Source organism: Streptomyces fragilis (assembly GCF_003112515.1).
In the GTDB taxonomy this organism is placed as follows: Bacteria; Actinomycetota; Actinomycetes; order Streptomycetales; family Streptomycetaceae; genus Streptomyces; species Streptomyces fragilis.
The window spans coordinates 235364-250212 of the sequence record NZ_BEVZ01000006.1 but is presented as its reverse complement, the minus strand read 5'-3'; the positions used below and the strand labels follow the sequence as shown (position 1 = coordinate 250212).

Annotated in this window: 15 protein-coding genes and 1 pseudogene; 7 read left to right on the top strand and 9 right to left on the bottom strand. The window is 75.6% G+C overall.

Features of this window, described 5'->3' with window-relative positions:
• Positions 1-21: 21 nt before the first annotated feature.
• The gene (locus tag Sfr03f_RS21930) at positions 22-642 is read left to right on the top strand and encodes an L-threonylcarbamoyladenylate synthase (RefSeq protein ID WP_108955697.1); all 621 of its coding nucleotides are present in this window, start codon (positions 22-24) and stop codon (positions 640-642) included.
• A gap of 45 nt (positions 643-687) precedes the next feature.
• On the opposite strand, the gene Sfr03f_RS21925 is transcribed toward Sfr03f_RS21930, so the two are convergent.
• Positions 688-1647, bottom strand: coding sequence for a TauD/TfdA dioxygenase family protein (locus Sfr03f_RS21925; RefSeq protein ID WP_108955696.1), 960 nt, complete (start codon positions 1645-1647; stop codon positions 688-690).
• 110 nt (positions 1648-1757) lie between these two features.
• A complete protein-coding gene (locus Sfr03f_RS21920) occupies positions 1758-2276 on the bottom strand; it encodes a GNAT family N-acetyltransferase (RefSeq protein ID WP_108955695.1) in 519 nt (172 codons plus the stop codon).
• Between the two features lie 121 nt (positions 2277-2397).
• Between Sfr03f_RS21920 and Sfr03f_RS21915 the strand changes: the two genes are divergently transcribed.
• From Sfr03f_RS21915 to Sfr03f_RS21905, 3 genes are read left to right on the top strand one after another with little or no spacing between them, the layout of a single operon-like run.
• Positions 2398-3555 (top strand): M20 family metallopeptidase, encoded by a 1158-nt coding sequence (locus tag Sfr03f_RS21915; RefSeq protein ID WP_245967694.1) that lies wholly within the window; start codon positions 2398-2400, stop codon positions 3553-3555.
• On the top strand, positions 3552-4712 hold the full coding sequence (locus tag Sfr03f_RS21910; RefSeq protein WP_108955693.1) for an amidase family protein: 1161 nt from the start codon (positions 3552-3554) through the stop codon (positions 4710-4712). Before Sfr03f_RS21915 ends, Sfr03f_RS21910 begins: the two co-directional genes overlap by 4 nt.
• 12 nt (positions 4713-4724) lie before the next feature.
• Positions 4725-5099, top strand: a complete 375-nt coding sequence (locus Sfr03f_RS21905; protein ID WP_108955991.1) for a VOC family protein — start codon at positions 4725-4727, stop codon at positions 5097-5099.
• A 129-nt stretch (positions 5100-5228) separates the two neighbouring features.
• Here the strand turns inward: Sfr03f_RS21905 and Sfr03f_RS21900 are convergent, their stop codons facing one another.
• The 3 genes and pseudogenes from Sfr03f_RS21900 to Sfr03f_RS31725 all read right to left on the bottom strand — a co-directional run.
• Complete coding sequence (locus Sfr03f_RS21900; RefSeq protein WP_108955692.1) at positions 5229-5603, bottom strand: VOC family protein; 375 nt, start codon at positions 5601-5603, stop codon at positions 5229-5231.
• Between the two features lie 36 nt (positions 5604-5639).
• Positions 5640-6164, bottom strand: coding sequence for a tetratricopeptide repeat protein (locus tag Sfr03f_RS21895; protein ID WP_108955990.1), 525 nt, complete (start codon positions 6162-6164; stop codon positions 5640-5642).
• Between the two features lie 96 nt (positions 6165-6260).
• Positions 6261-6566 (bottom strand): annotated as a pseudogene (locus Sfr03f_RS31725) (GNAT family N-acetyltransferase); the annotation flags it as partial.
• Positions 6567-6800: 234 nt separating this feature from the next.
• Here Sfr03f_RS31725 and Sfr03f_RS21890 point away from each other — a divergent pair.
• Positions 6801-8228 (top strand): alpha/beta hydrolase domain-containing protein, encoded by a 1428-nt coding sequence (locus Sfr03f_RS21890; protein ID WP_218028174.1) that lies wholly within the window; start codon positions 6801-6803, stop codon positions 8226-8228.
• Positions 8229-8293: 65 nt separating this feature from the next.
• On the opposite strand, the gene Sfr03f_RS21885 is transcribed toward Sfr03f_RS21890, so the two are convergent.
• The 4 genes from Sfr03f_RS21885 to Sfr03f_RS21870 all read right to left on the bottom strand — a co-directional run bounded on the left by Sfr03f_RS21885 (position 8294) and on the right by Sfr03f_RS21870 (position 13009).
• Positions 8294-9511, bottom strand: a complete 1218-nt coding sequence (locus Sfr03f_RS21885) for an acyltransferase family protein (RefSeq protein ID WP_108955691.1) — start codon at positions 9509-9511, stop codon at positions 8294-8296.
• Between the two features lie 161 nt (positions 9512-9672).
• Complete coding sequence (locus Sfr03f_RS21880) at positions 9673-10815, bottom strand: alpha/beta hydrolase (protein ID WP_108955690.1); 1143 nt, start codon at positions 10813-10815, stop codon at positions 9673-9675.
• A gap of 176 nt (positions 10816-10991) precedes the next feature.
• Complete coding sequence (locus Sfr03f_RS21875) at positions 10992-11672, bottom strand: response regulator (protein WP_108955689.1); 681 nt, start codon at positions 11670-11672, stop codon at positions 10992-10994.
• A complete protein-coding gene (locus Sfr03f_RS21870; RefSeq protein WP_245967693.1) occupies positions 11669-13009 on the bottom strand; it encodes a sensor histidine kinase in 1341 nt (446 codons plus the stop codon). Before Sfr03f_RS21870 ends, Sfr03f_RS21875 begins: the two co-directional genes overlap by 4 nt.
• Before the next feature lie 81 nt (positions 13010-13090).
• On the opposite strand from Sfr03f_RS21870, the gene Sfr03f_RS21865 reads away from it, so the two are divergent.
• Entirely contained in the window at positions 13091-14017 is a 927-nt protein-coding gene (locus Sfr03f_RS21865; protein WP_108955687.1) for an ADP-ribosylglycohydrolase family protein, read from the top strand.
• Positions 14018-14129: 112 nt separating this feature from the next.
• A complete protein-coding gene (locus Sfr03f_RS21860) occupies positions 14130-14837 on the top strand; it encodes a thiamine pyrophosphate-binding protein (protein WP_108955686.1) in 708 nt (235 codons plus the stop codon).
• Positions 14838-14849: the final 12 nt, after the last annotated feature.

Below are 14849 nucleotides of genomic sequence, written 5' to 3'. Positions count from 1 at the left end.
GACCGGCCCTAAGCTCGTCGAATGGCCAAGTACTTCGACGTTCACCCCGAGAACCCCCAGCCGCGCACCATCGCCCAGGTGGCGCAGAGCCTCCGGGACGACGCGCTGATCGTCTACCCCACCGACTCCTGCTTCGCGCTGGGATGCCGGACGGGCAGCAAGGACGGCGTCGACCGCATCCGGGCGATCCGGCAGCTCGACGACCGGCACCACTTCACCCTGGTCTGCCGCGACTTCGCGCAGCTCGGTCAGTACGCGCAGATCGACAACGACGTGTTCCGGTCCGTGAAGGCCGCGACGCCGGGTCAGTACACGTTCATCCTGCCGGCCACCCGGGAGGTGCCCCGGAAGCTGGCCCACCCCAAGAAGCGCACCGTGGGCGTGCGCATCCCCGAGCACCCCGTGGTCCGGGCGCTGCTGGAGGAGCTGGAGGAGCCGCTGCTCTCCAGCACCCTGCTGCTGCCCGGCGACGAGGAGCCGATGACGATGGGCTGGGAGATCAAGGAGCGGCTCGACCACGTGGTCGACGCGGTCCTGGACTCCGGCGAATGCGGCACGACGCCGACCACGGTCGTGGACTTCTCCGAGGGCGTTCCCGAGATCGTGCGGCGCGGCGCGGGCGACCCCACCCCGTTCGAGTGACCGCGGGGCGGGCCGCCGGGCCCCGGTCCGGCGGCCCGCACCCCCTCACCACACGCCGGGCGCGCTGCCCGTCAGGGCCTCGGAGGCACGCCCGTCGGCGCCCACCGGGACCTCGCCGGCCAGCATCACCCGGTGCATGATCCGCGGCGCGCCCGCCACGGTGTGGTCGCCCGGCGCCAGATGGATCGTCGAGCGGTTGTCCCAGAACGCCACGCTGCCGGGCTCCCAGCGGAACCGCACCGTGTACTCGGGGCGCACCGCCTGCTCCAGCAGCATCTCCAGGACCCGCGCGCTCTCCGCGCGTGACAGCTCCTGGATCCGCTCCAGGTAGTAGCCGTTGACGAACAGCGACCGTTCCCCGGACTCCGGGTGGACCCGGACCAGCGGGTGCACGGAGGCCACCTGCCGGTCGAGCAGATGCCGGACGTACGCGTCCTCGCCGGGACGCGGCTGGTACCCCACGCCCAGCCGGTGCTCGGCGCGCAGCCCGTCGGCGAACGCCCGCACCGGCGCCGACAGGCCGGCGTAGGCGGCGGCCAGGTTCGACCAGGTGGTGTCGCCGCCGAACGGGGGCACCTCCTCGGCGCGCAGGATCGTCGCCGCCGGCGGGTCGACCCGGGCACCGTGGTCGCAGTGCCAGCCCCGCAGCAGGCTGTGACGGCGGCGGTCCAGCCACTCCTCGTGCTCCATGCCGAACCGGCCGCCCAGCTCCAGCCGGTCCGCGGTGGTCTCCACCTCAGGGAAACCCGGCGGCGAGGCGCTCCCGCGACGGGGCAGCACCACCGGCTCCCCGAAACGCCTCGCCAGCGCCACATGGGCGGCGTGGTCCAGCCGCTGACCGCGGAAGAACAGCACCTTGTGCCGCAGCAGCGCCGCGCGGAGCGCGGCGACCGTGGAACCGGGCAGCTCGTCCGCCAGATCGACCCCGTGGACCTCCGCGCCTATGTGGCCGGCGACCGGGGCGATCTCCACCGGTCGGTCCGTGGCCGTACGTGTCCTCACCATGCCCTCAGCCTCGGCGCTGCGGGAAAGGCGACGCAAGAGGGCCTCCCGGTGCGCGGCGCGCCGATGCGGGGCCCGCCGATGGACGGCCCGCCGGTGGGCGGGACACCGGATCAGACGCCGAACGGCGCGGCGTAGCGGACCGTCCCGGCCGGCAGCGGCACGGACCGGTCCAGGGTGAGGGCCATCAGCGCCTCGTCGGGGACGTCGAAGCTCACCCGGATGCCGTGGACGGACGCCCGGGAGAAACCGAAGCGCGGGTAGTACGAGGGGTGTCCCAGCACGACCACGTGGTGCTCACCGCGCGCCCGGGCCGCCTCCAGCGCCGCCCGGACCAGGACCGCGCCCACCCCCTGCCCCTGGTGGTCGGGCAGCACCGCGACCGGGGCCAGCGCCAGCGCCGGGGACGCCCCCACATGACAGCGGGTCAGCACGGCATGGCCGACGACCTTCCCCCGCTCGTCCTCGGCCACCAGCGCCAGGTCCCCGAACCACGCCTCCGTGTCGGCGCGCAGCGCCTCCACCAGGTCCGCCTCCTCGGCGGTGGGGAACGCCGCCAGGTCGACGGCGCGGACAGCCGCCGCGTCCGCTCCCGTCTCCTCCTCCGGGCGCACCCGCCAGGGGTGAGTCATGGTCCACCCTTCCGTCGTACCGTCCCGTGTCGTTGGCAGCGTACGGTGCTGTGCGGCTGTCCCGTGCGGCAGTGCGGTGGTGCGGCTGTTTCCGTGGAAGGAAGAACGGGAGGGGAAGGGCGTGGACGACGTCGTCGGCTCCGTCGTGGCCCTGGCGCGGGAGTTGGTCCGCACGCCCAGCAGGGGCGGGATCGACGACTACGGGCCGGTGCTGTCCCTGCTGGAGCGCTGGCTGGCCTGGCGCGGGCTCCCCCACCGCCGCCTGCGGGACCCGGAGGGGACCACGGTGGGCCTGCTGGTGGAGATCGCCGGCGGCCTGCCGGGCCGGTGGTGGACGCTGGACGCCTGCGTGGACACCGCGCCCTTCGGCGACGCGAGCGCCTGGTCGTTCCCGCCGGCCGCCGGGGACGTGGTGGACGGCATGCTGCGGGGACGCGGAGCGGCGGACTCCAAGACGGCCGCGGCGGTGTTCTGCCACCTGGCCGCCGAGATCGCCCCGCGGGCGCGGGAGTTGCACGGCGGCCTGGCCGTGCTGCTCGACGTGGACGAACACACCGGCCGCTTCGGCGGTGCCCGCGCCTACCTCGCGGACCCCGGCGCCGTCCGTCCGGCGGGCGTGATGATCGGCTACCCGGGGCTCGACGAGGTGGTCGTCGGCGGACGAGGGCTGTGGCGCTGCGTGCTCACCGTGCACGCGCCCGCCGGTCACTCGGGTGCGCGGCGGGAGACCGTGGGCGCGGTGTCGCGGGCCGCGCGCCTGGTGGGCATGCTGGACGAGGCCGAACTGCCCCGCGACGACTGGCCGTTGCCGCCACGGCTGACCGTGACCGCGATCGGCGGCGGCGAGGGCTTCTCCATGGTCCCGGACCGCTGCGAGATCAAGGTCGACGTGCGCACCACACCCGGCTTCGGCCTGGCCGAGGCCGAACGGCTCGTCCGCGGCGTCGTCACCGCCTTCGACGCCGCGGTCCCCGGCCCGCGGCCCACCGGCGTGGACGCGGTCGCCGCCTGGCCGGCCTACCGGCTGGAACGCGACCGGCAGCCCGCCGCCGCCCTGCTGGACGCCGCCGCCGGAGAAGGGCTCGCGGTACGGGCGAAGGTGGCAGGGCCCTCCAACATCGGCAACCTGCTGGCGGGGGAGGGCATTCGCGCCACCGCCGGGTTCGGGCTGCCGTACCGGGGGCTGCACGGCGCGGACGAGTGCGTCGACCTCGCCGAACTGCCGCGCGTGTACCGCGTGTACCGGCAGGCGGTCCGCCAACTGCTGGGCGCGGCATGAGCGTCGTCGAGCAGTATCCGCACTGGTCGGCGCTGCGGATCGCCGCCCTGGTGCGCGGCGGGCGACTGCGCCCCGCCGAGGTGCTGCGGGCCGCGTTCGCCCGCGTCGAGCGGGAGGAGGCGCGGACCCGGGCGTTCAGGGAGCTCTGGCCCCGCCGCGCCGCCGAGGCCGCCGCCGAGGTGGAGCGGCGGCTGGCAGGCGGGGAGTCGCTGCCGCTGGCCGGCGTGCCGATCGGCGTGAAGGCCACCGAAGGACCCGCCGCCTTCCAGACCGCACGGCTGCTCGCCGCCGGCTGCGTACCGCTGGGAGCCACCTCCACTCCCGGGCCCGGCACCGCCTGGCAGACCTGGGGCGCGACCCCCCACGGGCCCACCTTGAACCCGCACGATCCGGAGTGCAGTCCCGGCGGCTCCTCCGCCGGCTCCGCGGCGGCCGTCGCCCGGGGCATGGTGCCGCTGGCCACCGGCAGCGACGGAGCCGGCTCCGTCCGCATCCCCGCCGCCTGGTGCTCCGTCGTCGGGCTCAAGCCCACCAACGGCAGACTGCCCGCACGGGACCGGGCAGGGCTCAACACCCCCGGCCCGCTCACCCGTCGCGTGGCGGACGCCGCCGCCGTGCTGGACGTCCTGACCGGCACGGCGGCGTTCGGCGCGCCGCGTGCCCCGCGGCAGCCGTTGGCGGCGCTGTGGTCACCCGGCCTCGGCCTGGCCGACACCGCACCGGAGGTGGCCCGCACGGCCCGGGCCGCGCTCGCCCGGCTCGCGGCGGCCGGGGCGGTCCGGGTGCGTGAGGCCGAGGTCCGTATCCCCGACCCCGCCCCGTGCTGGACCGCGCTGCGCGGCGGCGACGCGGAAACGGCCGAGCCGCTCCGCCGCGCGCTGACCCGTGCCGTGGACGCCCTCTTCACGCACCACGACCTGCTGGCGACCCCCACCACCCCGAACCCGCCGCACGGCCACGAGGGCCCGGGCGACATCCTGAGTGTCGCCCTGACCTGGGCGTTCAACATCACCGGCCATCCCGCTCTCAGCATCCCGGCGGGGCTGACGGCCTCCGGAGCGCCCGTGGGACTGCAGCTGGTGGCGCGCCGTGACCACGAGGCGGACCTGCTGGCCGCCGCCGCGGCGCTGGAGGAGACCGAGGACCCCCCGGTGTGAATAATGCGGGGCATGCTGAGAATCGGATCACTGGTGCTGGGCGTCGAGGACGTGGAGCGGGCCGTCGCCTTCTGGACACAGGCGCTGGGCTACGTGCCGCGCGAGGAACCCGAGGAGACCTGGGCGGTCCTGGTGCCCGCCGATGGCACGGCCGGAGCCCAACTGGCCCTGATGCGCAGCGACGTGGCCGTCCAGCCACACCCGCGGGTCCACCTGGACCTGTACGCCGGCGACGCCCGGGACCAGGCCGCGGAGGTGGAGCGGCTGCTGTCCCTCGGCGCGCGCCGCACCGACTGGGACCTCTACCCCGAGGACCCGGACTTCGTGGTGCTGGAGGACCCCGACGGCAACCGGTTCTGCGTCATCGACACCTCCCGGGAATCCTGACCCCTCGGGAGTCCTGACCCCTCGGGAGTCCTGACCCCTCGGGAGTCCTGACCCCTCGGGAGTCCTGACCCCTCGGGAGTCCTGACCTCCCGGGAGGTCCCGCCCGGGAGGGTCCAGGGCGTCAGGGCGTCACGCGGTGGGGGCGAACACGCAGAACTCGTTGCCCTCCGGGTCGGCGAGGACGTGCCAGTGGACGTCGTCGTCCGGGCGGCGCAGCAGGGTGGCGCCAAGGGCCAGCAGGCGTTCCACGTCGCCGGTGACGTCGAGGTGCATGCGGTTCTTCGTGGTCTTGGGCTCGGGGACCCGGTTGATCCAGATCAACGGGCCCGCGCCGTCCGGGTCGACGATGGGCACCGGCCAGTCGGGCTGGGGCTCCGCGCCGTCCGGCGACCCGCGCCGCACGTAGCCGAGTGCCGCGCACCACCAGTCGGCGAGGGACAGGTGGTCCACGGCGTCCAGACAGAGGTCCTTGAAACGGGCGGGGGCGGCCTGTAGATCGTTCATGGTCCCATCCAAGCAGGACCGGACCGGCCCGGGAGCTCATACCGTGGCGTCGAGGTCCCCGGCGTAGAACTCGATCGCCCGCCGGTAGGCGCGGACACCGGGGTCCTCGCTGGTGGAGGCCAGGAGCCGGAGCAGGAGCGTCATCGCCTCGTGGTGACCGCCGGTGTTGTAGAGGGCCATCGCGAGGAAGGCGCGCAGGGCGCCGTCCTGCGGGAACTCCTCGGCCCCCTGCCGCAGGATCCGGACGGCGTCGGTGTGACGGCCCAGCACCCGGTAGGTGCTGCCCAGCCCGAGGAGCGCACCGCGCCGGTCCTCCCGGGGCAGACCGGGGAGGGCCAGCGCCCGCTCGTAGAACGGCACGGCCTCCGCCTCCAGCCCCAGGACGTCGTGGGCCCAGGCCGACTGGTAGGCGACGCGGGCGTCGCCGGGGAACTCTGCGCTCAGGGCGAGCAGCGACCGCCGGGCGGTCTCCGGATCACCGCCCTCCCGCACGCGCACCGCCTCCGCGAGGCGGGCGGCGGCGCCGGCCGGCAGCGGGTTCGCCGCCACCGGCTTGCGCATCGCCAGGCGGGGCCGGAGGTCGAGCCCCCGTGCGGTCTCCTCGGCGCGGATCGCGCGCAGTCGCGGTCCCCACTCCTCCTCGGGGAGCGGCGCGAAGCCGAGCCGGGCGTAGTACGGCGCGTTCCACGGCACTTCGGCGTAGGTGGTCAGGGTCAGCGCCGGCACGCCCAGGGCCGCCGCGTGCCGCTCCAGGTGCTCGACGAGCGCGCGGCCGATCCCTCGGCGGGCGTGGTCGGGGTGGACGGTGACCTGCTCGACGTGGAGGGCGCCGTCGACCGGTTCGGCCACCAGGTAGGCGACGGGCGTGTCCGCCTCGTCCACGGCCACCCAGGCGAGACCGGCCTTCCGGTGGCGCTCGAGCACGTCCGGCGGGAGCGGTTCGTCGTCCGCCACGAAGGCCATGCCGATGTCGGCGAAGAGGCGCCCGGCGGCGCGCTCGACGTCCTGCAGCGCGGAGAGTTCCTGGGGGCGTACGGGTCTGATCGTCACCGTCGGATTCTCGCCGGTAACCGGCGGACGGCCCAGCGATTTGCGGGCCGCCGGTGATTCGGCCGATGCGACGCGCGGGCCGGCGCGGCCATGGTGTGCGAAGGCGGGCGGGCATCCGGCCCCGCCCAGGAGAGGAGCCGGACGCAGATGAGCGCATGGCGCCGAACGTCGCGCATCCTGTTGGCCGCCCTGGCCGCCGCCACGCTGGCCGGGGGGCCCGCCCAGGCCGCGCAGGGAACCGGGGCCACCGGCCAGGGGCCGGGGGGTGCGACCGCGCGGGGGCCCGGGGCCGCGGCCGCGGGGGCCGGCGTGCCGGCCGTGCGGGTCCTCCCCGGCGCCGTGCCCGGGGATCCCAAGGCACCCGCGGTCGAGGACACCTACCCGTGGATGTCGACCGTCACCGACCTCGCGTCCGCCGGGTACGTCGAGGAGGAGTTCGAGATCGCCGGGGAGGCCGACGCCTACGGCACCACCGGCGAACTCCTCGCCGAGGACGTCCCCTACCGCACCCGGATGATCGTCCGCCGTCCCGCCGACCCGCGGGACTTCAACGGCACCGTCCTCACCGAATGGCAGAACGTCACCGCCGGCCACGACCTGGACGCCCTGTGGAGCCCGGACCAGATCCTGCGCGAGGGCTACGCCTGGGTCGGGGTCTCCGCCCAGCGGGTCGGCGTCGACCAGCTGCGCGGCTGGAGCCCCGCCCGCTACGGGAACCTCGACGTCACCGGCGGCGGGCGGTTCACCGCCGACCAGCTGTCCTACGACGTGTTCGCCCAGGCCGCCCGTACGCTGAGGTCCCGTCAGGGCGGTGCCGCCCCGCTCGGGACGCTGCGGGCCCGCACCGTGCTCGGCGTCGGCGCGTCGCAGTCCGCGACGCGGATGACCGTGTACTACGACCACGTGCTGCCGCGTACCGCGCCCGTCTTCGACGCCTACGCCTTCGTGGTCGGCAACGCCCCGGCCCGCAAGGGCGCCGAGCCGGTCCTCCAGGTGCTGTCCGAGACCGACGTGCGCACCCCCGCGCGCCGGGCCGACGACGACCGGTTCCGCCGCTGGGAGGTGGCGGGCGCAGCGCACTCCGGCTGGAGTGGCCAGGAGTACCGCCGGCCCGTGCTCACCCGCGACCTCGGCGCCGCCCCGGAGTACCGGTGCGCACGGCCCCCGTTCAGCAGGGTGCCGCTGCACCACGTGGTCGCCGCCGCCTACGGGCACCTGACCCGCTGGGCCCGGATCGGGGTGCTCCCGCCGTCCGCCCCGCCGCTGGAGTTCGCGGCCGACGGCACCAAGGCCCGCGACGAGCTGGGGCGGGCCCGCGGCGGGATCCGGCTCTCCCAGGTCGAGGCGCCCACCGCACTGGACACCGGCGACAACGCGGGCGAGACGTTCTGCTTCCTCTTCGGCAGCCACGAGCCCTTCACCGAGGAGAAGCTGGACGAGCTCCACCCCACGCACGGCGGCTACCTCGCCCGGGTGGCGCGCACCGACGCCCGCAACGTGCTGGCCGGCTACCTCCTGCCGGGCGACGCCCGCGACAACCTCCGCGAAGCCGCGGCCTCGGAGACCGGCCGCTGACACCCCGAGAACGCCCCGCGGGCGGCGGCCCGAGGCCCGCCGCCGCCCGCGGGGTCCCCGCCGGATCACCCCGGCCCGACGAGGCCGAGCGCGAACAGCGCGAACCCCGCCGAGAGCACCCCGGCCGCCCACGGCCGCCACCAGGCCCGGCCGCCCGTCCGCCACGGATCCTCGAACCGCCGGGTCCGGCGCGCGAGCACCACCAGGAGCACCGCGAGGACCGGCAGCCACAGCAGCCGTGCCGCGATCCAGGCCAGGGAGTCGGGAGCCGTGGTCAGGCCAGGGACGGCGCCCACGAAGGGGGCCGCCAGCGACGCCGGCGCCGCCGCCGCGAACATCGCGGACTGGTGCCAGCAGAGGATCGTCATCGCCGACAGGTTGATCACGACGACCGGCGCCCACAGCGCGGGCCTGCGCAGGCAGCGGCCGATGCGGTCGTGCAGCAGGATCGCCGCGCCGCTCTGCGCCGCCGCGAGCGCGAGCACCAGCAGCGACGGCGGGTGCGAGTTGGTGCGGTCCGCGCCGGGCACGCCCACCATGGACGCCGGGTAGTCGAAGACGCACAGCAGGAGCGCGAACAGGGCCGTGCCCACGCCGAGCAGGACGAGGGCGCCACGCCTGCCGAGCCTCCTGCCGCCCCAGCTGACGCCCAGTTGGTAGGCGAACATCCAGCCCGGCAGGACGTTCAGGACGCCCAGCCAGGACGGCACCGCCTCCGCGTACGGGCCGTAGCGCAGGAAGTCCACCACGGCGACGGCGAGCAGGAGCGGGGCCGCGGCCCAGGCGCCGATGCGTCGGGAGGCGCGGACGCAGTACGGGGTGAGGGCCGTGATCACGGTGTACACGCCGACGAACCACAGGGGCTGGATCACCAGGGTGGATCCGGTGCGCAGGGTCGTGGCCGGCACGCCGAGCGCGTACAGGGCCGGAACCAGAGCTCCCCACACGGCCGTCACACCGAGCACCGGCCGCCCCAGGCGGGCGACACGGCCGCGCAGCCAGGCGCTTCGGGACCTCCCGCGCCGCAGGGACCGGTGGTACGACAGGGCCGAGGCGTAGCCGCCGACCAGGAAGAAGACGCCGAGCATCTGCAGCACCCAGCTCAGCGGAGCGAGGGCGCCGAACGAGGAGAGCGGGCTGGCGTTGCGCAGGGCGCCGCCCGCGTCCAGGGTGAAGCCGCCGAGCAGCCAGTGCCCGGTCGGCACGGCGAGCAGGGCGAGGGCGCGCAGACCGTCGACGGCGCGGTCACGGCCGGCGGGGGTCCTGGCGTCGACGACGGCCACCGCCCCGGCGAACCTCCGCCGCAGGCCGGCCCGCCCGGAGGGCGCCGGCGCTGCCGGTGCCGGGAGCCCCGCGGGCGCCGCGGAGGGATGTGCCACGGGGGTCCCCGGGGATGCCGCGGGCGGCGTCGGTGAGGCCGACGACGTCGTGGTGGAAGCCGCGCTCATGCCGCCGCCCCCAGCGCGATCCGGGCGAAGGCCCGCAGCGAGTCGGTCCCGGGAGCGAAGTACCCGGTGTGGCCGCCGGCCCGCTCGGCTGGCACGTGCCGTGCGCCGAAGGCCGGGTCGGCCGGGTCCGCGCCGTGCCCGAGGCCGAGCACCTCCACGTGCGGAACGCGGCCGATCCAGTCGTCCGCGCTCCTGGTGGCCCAGACCCGCGCCGTCGTCCGCAGGTCCTCGACGCCGTCCGCGCGCAGGCCGGGCGACCCCGCGACGACGATGTCGACGGCGGGCATCTGCGCCGCGGCCAGCCCGCACACCACCGAGCCGTAGCTGTGGCAGAACACGGCGGGCCTCGGCGCACCGGCCGCCACCAGGCCCCGCACGAAACGGGCCAGACGCGGCGCGCCCGCCTCGGCGAGCCGGCCGGTGGCGGCGTCCGGACCGAGTCCGACCGGCGTGGTGTACCCGGCCCAGGCGACGACCGCCGTGCGGCCCCCGGTGGCGGCGTACAGGGAACGAGCCATGCCGGTGGGCGTCCCGTACCGGTCCCCGGCGCGGTCGAAGGTGTCCAGGTCGATGTCGGAACCGGGCACCACGACGGAGACGTGACCCGCGTGCGTCAGGTCACCGTGGACCTCGGCCACCTGCCCGCGCCCGCGCGGGTCGAAGGCGATGATCTGCCGTCCGCCCTTCTGCCCGCCGAGCAACCGCGCACAGCGGTCGGCGCGGGCACGCGCCGTCCGCCGTTCCCGCTCGGTGAGTGACGGGTCCTCGGCGCGCGCCCGCTGGCGGTCCCGTTCCTCCGCGAGCGCCAGCGCGTTCGCCTCGTACCGCACGGGGGCGGGCACGCCGTCCAGGTTGCCCACCACGAGAGGGTGACGCCGGACCAGCGCGCGACGCTGTTCCGGTCCGAGCCGGGCGAAGAACGCCGCCACCCGGCCGGGCGTCGCGGTGGCCGGGTCGGGCAGAGGCCCGAGGCCGCGGTCGGCGCGCCAGGCGCCGGTACCGGGGACGGGGCCGGTGACCGCCCGCTGCTCTTCGCCGGCCGCCAGACCCGTGGTGCCGGCCACGACGCACGCCGCGAGCGCGGCGGCGACCACGGTCCGCCTGCCACGCCTCTTCCAGATCCCCGCCCGCAGTCCCATGATCCGTCTCCCCTGTGGTGTCCGTCGGTGCGTCGACGGAGGGAAGGTAGGAGGGTGACCGGCCGGCAGGCGTCACGCCGGGGAGCCAGGTCGCAGGTGCTACCGGGGTCTGCCGTGCGGGGCGCGGATGCTACCGGGGTAGGGGGTGCGCGCGGGGAAGCCGCCCGACGCCGGGACTAACCGGCGTCCCCCGGCGCGACGAGCCCGGACTCGTAGGCGAAGATCACCGCCTGCGCCCGGTCGCGCAGGTTCACCTTGGCGAGCACGCGCCCGACATGGGTCTTCACCGTCTGCTCGGCGAGCACGAGGCGTTCGGCGATCTCCTGGTTGGAGAGGCCGCGGGCGATCAGTTCGAGGACCTCGGTCTCGCGCGGCGTGAGCGCGTTGAGGTGCAGGGCGCGGTTCCTGCGGGGCGCGGGGCGCTGCCTGGCGAAGTCCGCGATGAGGCGGCGCGTGACCGACGGGGCGAGCAGCGCGTCGCCGGAGGCCACCACCCGCACCGCCGCGATCAGGTCCGCCGGCGGCGCGTCCTTGAGCAGGAAGCCGGAGGCGCCGGCCCGCAGTGCCTCGTACACGTAGTCGTCCACGTCGAACGTGGTCAGCATCAGCACCCGCGGCCGGTGCACGACACCCGGCGGCGGATCCAGCAGCGCGCGGGCCGCGGCGAGCCCGTCCATCTGCGGCATCCGCACGTCCATGAGCACCACGTCGGGGCGGACGGAGCGGCTGACCTCGACGCCCTTCCCGCCGTCCGGCGCCTCGCCCACCACGTCGATGTCCGCCTGCGCGGAGAGCAGCGCGGCGAAGCCGGCCCGGACCATGGCCTGGTCGTCGACGATGACTACACGGATGGTCATGGGGATCCCTTCGGAAGGTCGACGCCGTCGGTGTCACCGGTACGCAGGGGGAGCCGCGCCGCGACGCGGAAGCCGCCGTCCGGCAGCGGCCCCACGTCGAGCGTGCCGCCGGTCAGCCGTACGCGTTCGCGCATCCCGACCAGACCGTGCCCCGTGCCGTCCCGCTCCAGCGGGGCGGCGACCGGTTGCGGAGCGGGGCCGTTGACGACCAGCGCCGTCAGGTCGGTTCCGTCCGAGCTCACCGAGACCCTGGTCGGCGCCCCGGGTGCGTGCCGCACCACGTTGGCGAGCGCCTCCTGCACGATGCGGTAGGCGGACAGGCCCACGGCCTGGTCCATGTCGCCCGGATCGGCCGCCAGGGACAGTTCGGCGGGCACCCCGGCCCGCACGGTCGCCTCGACCAGCTGCTGCAGCCGGTCGAGCCCGGGCTGCGGGGCACGTTCACCCCCGGCGTCCTCGTTGCGGAGGACGACGAGCAGCCGCCGCATCTCGTTGAGCGCCTCACGCGCGCCCGCGGCGATGCCGGCGAACTCCTCCCGGGCCTCGGCAGGCAGGCCCTGGATGCGGTAGGGCGCCGAGTCCGCCTGGACCGTGATCACCGACATGTGGTGGGCCACCACGTCGTGCAACTCCCGTGCGATACGGGCCCGTTCCTCGAGGAGGGTGCGCCGGGCGCGCTCGGCCCCGCTGATGCTCTCCTGTTCGGCGAGCCGTTGCCGCGCCTCGCCGCGCGAGCGCAGGGAGTAGGTCACGACCAAGGTGACACCGCTGAGCACGAAGAGCAGCAGGTGGATGCCGTCGCCCAGGTGCGGCCCCGTGACCTCGAAGAAGAGCCCGGCCGCGCCGGTGGCGAGCCAGACCGCGGTCAGGGTGCGGCGCGGCTCGCGCAGCCCGAGCAGCACCATGAGCGGCAGATAGCCGATCACGATCATCGGCGTCCAGGGCCAGTTGCGGTCCGCAGTGCCCGACCCGCCCATCAGCACCAGGCCACCCGCCACGTCGGCGGTGAAGATCACCCACCAGGCCGGCAGCGGTCGGGTCAGGGCGAGGAGCAGAGGGGCGCTCTGTGCGGTGGCGAGGGCGCCGGCCGTCGCCCCGTTCACGCCGTAGTCCTGGACCAGGACGGTGACCGTGACCGGCAGCAGGGACGCGACGAAGCCGAGCACGACGACGTACGGCGACAGGCGGACCCACCGCGCGCGGGCCCCGGCGAGCGGGGGCCTGCGAAGGTCCGAGGGCGTCACGAGGGTCTGCCCGAACTCCCGCAGCCCTTCGCGCAGCAGCGCCAACCATCCTTCCCCGGACGGGCGTTGGGGCTGAACCGGTCGGAGTTCCATGAGGTGATCAGAGTACGGGGGCCCGAGGAGGGGTGTCATCTCCACCGTCGGGCGACGCCGTTCCCCCGATACGCTCCGGACATGGAGAGGGAGCGTGCTGTGGGAGCCGTGCTGGGTGCGGCGGTCGGCGACGCCCTGGGCGCGCCCTTCGAGTTCGGGCCGCCGGGGGCGTTCACCGCCCGGTTCCCCGAGCCGGGCGCCGGCGGCGAGATGTGCGGCGGAGGCGGCTGGGACCCGGGGGAGGCCACCGACGACACGCAGATGGCCGTGCTGATCGGGGAGTCGCTCCTCGAACGCGCGGGACTCGACCTGCCCGACGTCTTCGGCCGCTTCCAGCGCTGGGCCCGTGGAGGGCCCAAGGACATCGGGCTGCAGACCGAGGGCGTCCTGACCAACGGCCTGCCCTGGGACCAGGCCGCCGCCCTGCACTTCCAGGTCAACCTCCGCGCCGCGGGCAACGGTTGCCTGATGCGGGCCTCCGTCCCCGCCGTCGCCTTCGCCCGCTGGGGGCGGCGGGCCACCATGGACGCCGGCCGCCGGCTCGCCGCCCTCACCCACGGCGACCGCGCCGCCTGGGAGGGCACCGCGATCCTCCACGAGCTGGTGCGCGTCGCCCTGCGGGGCGGCGATCCGCTCGACGCGATCGACGACGTCCTGGCCGAGGTTCCCCCGCCCCACCGCGAGCGGTACGCCACGGTCCTGGCTCCCGACTGGCACCCCGACCTGGCCACCGAGTTCAACGGAGCCGTCTGGCCGTGCCTCGGCTCCGCCGTGTGGGCGCTGCGCCACACGCGCGGCTACGAAGAGGCGGTGCGCGCCGCCGTCGACCTCGGCGGCGACACGGACACCGTCGCGGCGGTCACCGGCACCCTCGCCGGAGCGCGCCACGGGGCCGGCGCCGTCCCGGACCGGTGGACGGCCGCGCTGCACGTGCCGCTGCCGGGATGGCCGGGGCGGGTGCTCCGGGCGCCCGAACTGGCGGCCATGGCCGAGAAGCTGGCGGCCTGAGGCGGTGCGGCGCGGCCGGCGTGCCGCGGCGCGACGACCGGGCGGCAGGCCACGGAACCCGGCACCGTCCCGCGCTTGACCTCAACCTTGCTCGAGGTCGCACGCTGTCCGCATGACCGCGACCACCACGCGCCACAACGGTGACGCCTACGCCGACCTGCCCCGTCTGATGGCCCTGATGACCGGGGACGAGAAGCACGGACCCGCCGCCACCTCCACCCTCGACGTCCTGTGGGTCCTGTACGACCGGGTCCTGCGGGTGTCGCCCGAGCGGGCCCGGGACCCGGAGCGGGACCGGTTCCTGCTCTCCAAGGGCCACGGACCGATGGCCTACTACGCGGTCCTCGCCGCCAAGGGCTTCCTTCCCGTCGACCTGCTGTCCGGGTTCGGTTCCTACGACTCCCCGCTCGGCCACCACCCCGACCGCACGCTGCTGCCCGGTGTGGAGATCGGCAGCGGATCGCTCGGCCACGGCCTGCCCATCGCGGTGGGTGAGGCCCTGGGCCTGCGCGCCCAGGGCCTCACCGGCCCCGCCGTGTGGGTGCTGACCGGCGACGCCGAACTGGACGAGGGCAGCAACCACGAGGCCCTCGCCTTCGCCGGCCCGGCGGGACTCGACAGGCTCCACGCCGTCGTCGTGGACAACTCCTCGGCCACCCACGCCCGTCCCGGCGGCATCGCCGCCCGCTTCGAGGTGGCCGGCTGGTCCGTCGCCACGGCGGACGGGCACGACCACGAGGCGCTGTACGAGGCCTTCACCCGGCCGCACCCCGGCCGCCCGCACGCCGTGGTGGCGCGGGTGCGGTCCAAGAACGCCTGACACCGAGAGACA

Excerpts from the sequence above, each read along its gene's own strand:
- Sfr03f_RS21860 (WP_108955686.1), top strand. The coding sequence starts at position 14,130 with ATGACCGCGACCACCACGCGCCACAACGGTGACGCCTACGCCGACCTG.
- Sfr03f_RS21875 (WP_108955689.1), bottom strand. The coding sequence starts at position 11,672 with ATGACCATCCGTGTAGTCATCGTCGACGACCAGGCCATGGTCCGGGCC.
- Sfr03f_RS21910 (WP_108955693.1), top strand. The coding sequence starts at position 3,552 with ATGAGCGTCGTCGAGCAGTATCCGCACTGGTCGGCGCTGCGGATCGCC.
- Sfr03f_RS21865 (WP_108955687.1), top strand. The coding sequence starts at position 13,091 with ATGGAGAGGGAGCGTGCTGTGGGAGCCGTGCTGGGTGCGGCGGTCGGC.
- Sfr03f_RS21870 (WP_245967693.1), bottom strand. The coding sequence starts at position 13,009 with ATGGAACTCCGACCGGTTCAGCCCCAACGCCCGTCCGGGGAAGGATGG.
- Sfr03f_RS21930 (WP_108955697.1), top strand. The coding sequence starts at position 22 with ATGGCCAAGTACTTCGACGTTCACCCCGAGAACCCCCAGCCGCGCACC.
- Sfr03f_RS21905 (WP_108955991.1), top strand. The coding sequence starts at position 4,725 with ATGCTGAGAATCGGATCACTGGTGCTGGGCGTCGAGGACGTGGAGCGG.
- Sfr03f_RS21900 (WP_108955692.1), bottom strand. The coding sequence starts at position 5,603 with ATGAACGATCTACAGGCCGCCCCCGCCCGTTTCAAGGACCTCTGTCTG.
- Sfr03f_RS21890 (WP_218028174.1), top strand. The coding sequence starts at position 6,801 with ATGAGCGCATGGCGCCGAACGTCGCGCATCCTGTTGGCCGCCCTGGCC.
- Sfr03f_RS21920 (WP_108955695.1), bottom strand. The coding sequence starts at position 2,276 with ATGACTCACCCCTGGCGGGTGCGCCCGGAGGAGGAGACGGGAGCGGAC.
- Sfr03f_RS21880 (WP_108955690.1), bottom strand. The coding sequence starts at position 10,815 with ATGGGACTGCGGGCGGGGATCTGGAAGAGGCGTGGCAGGCGGACCGTG.
- Sfr03f_RS21895 (WP_108955990.1), bottom strand. The coding sequence starts at position 6,164 with ATGCGCAAGCCGGTGGCGGCGAACCCGCTGCCGGCCGGCGCCGCCGCC.
- Sfr03f_RS21925 (WP_108955696.1), bottom strand. The coding sequence starts at position 1,647 with ATGGTGAGGACACGTACGGCCACGGACCGACCGGTGGAGATCGCCCCG.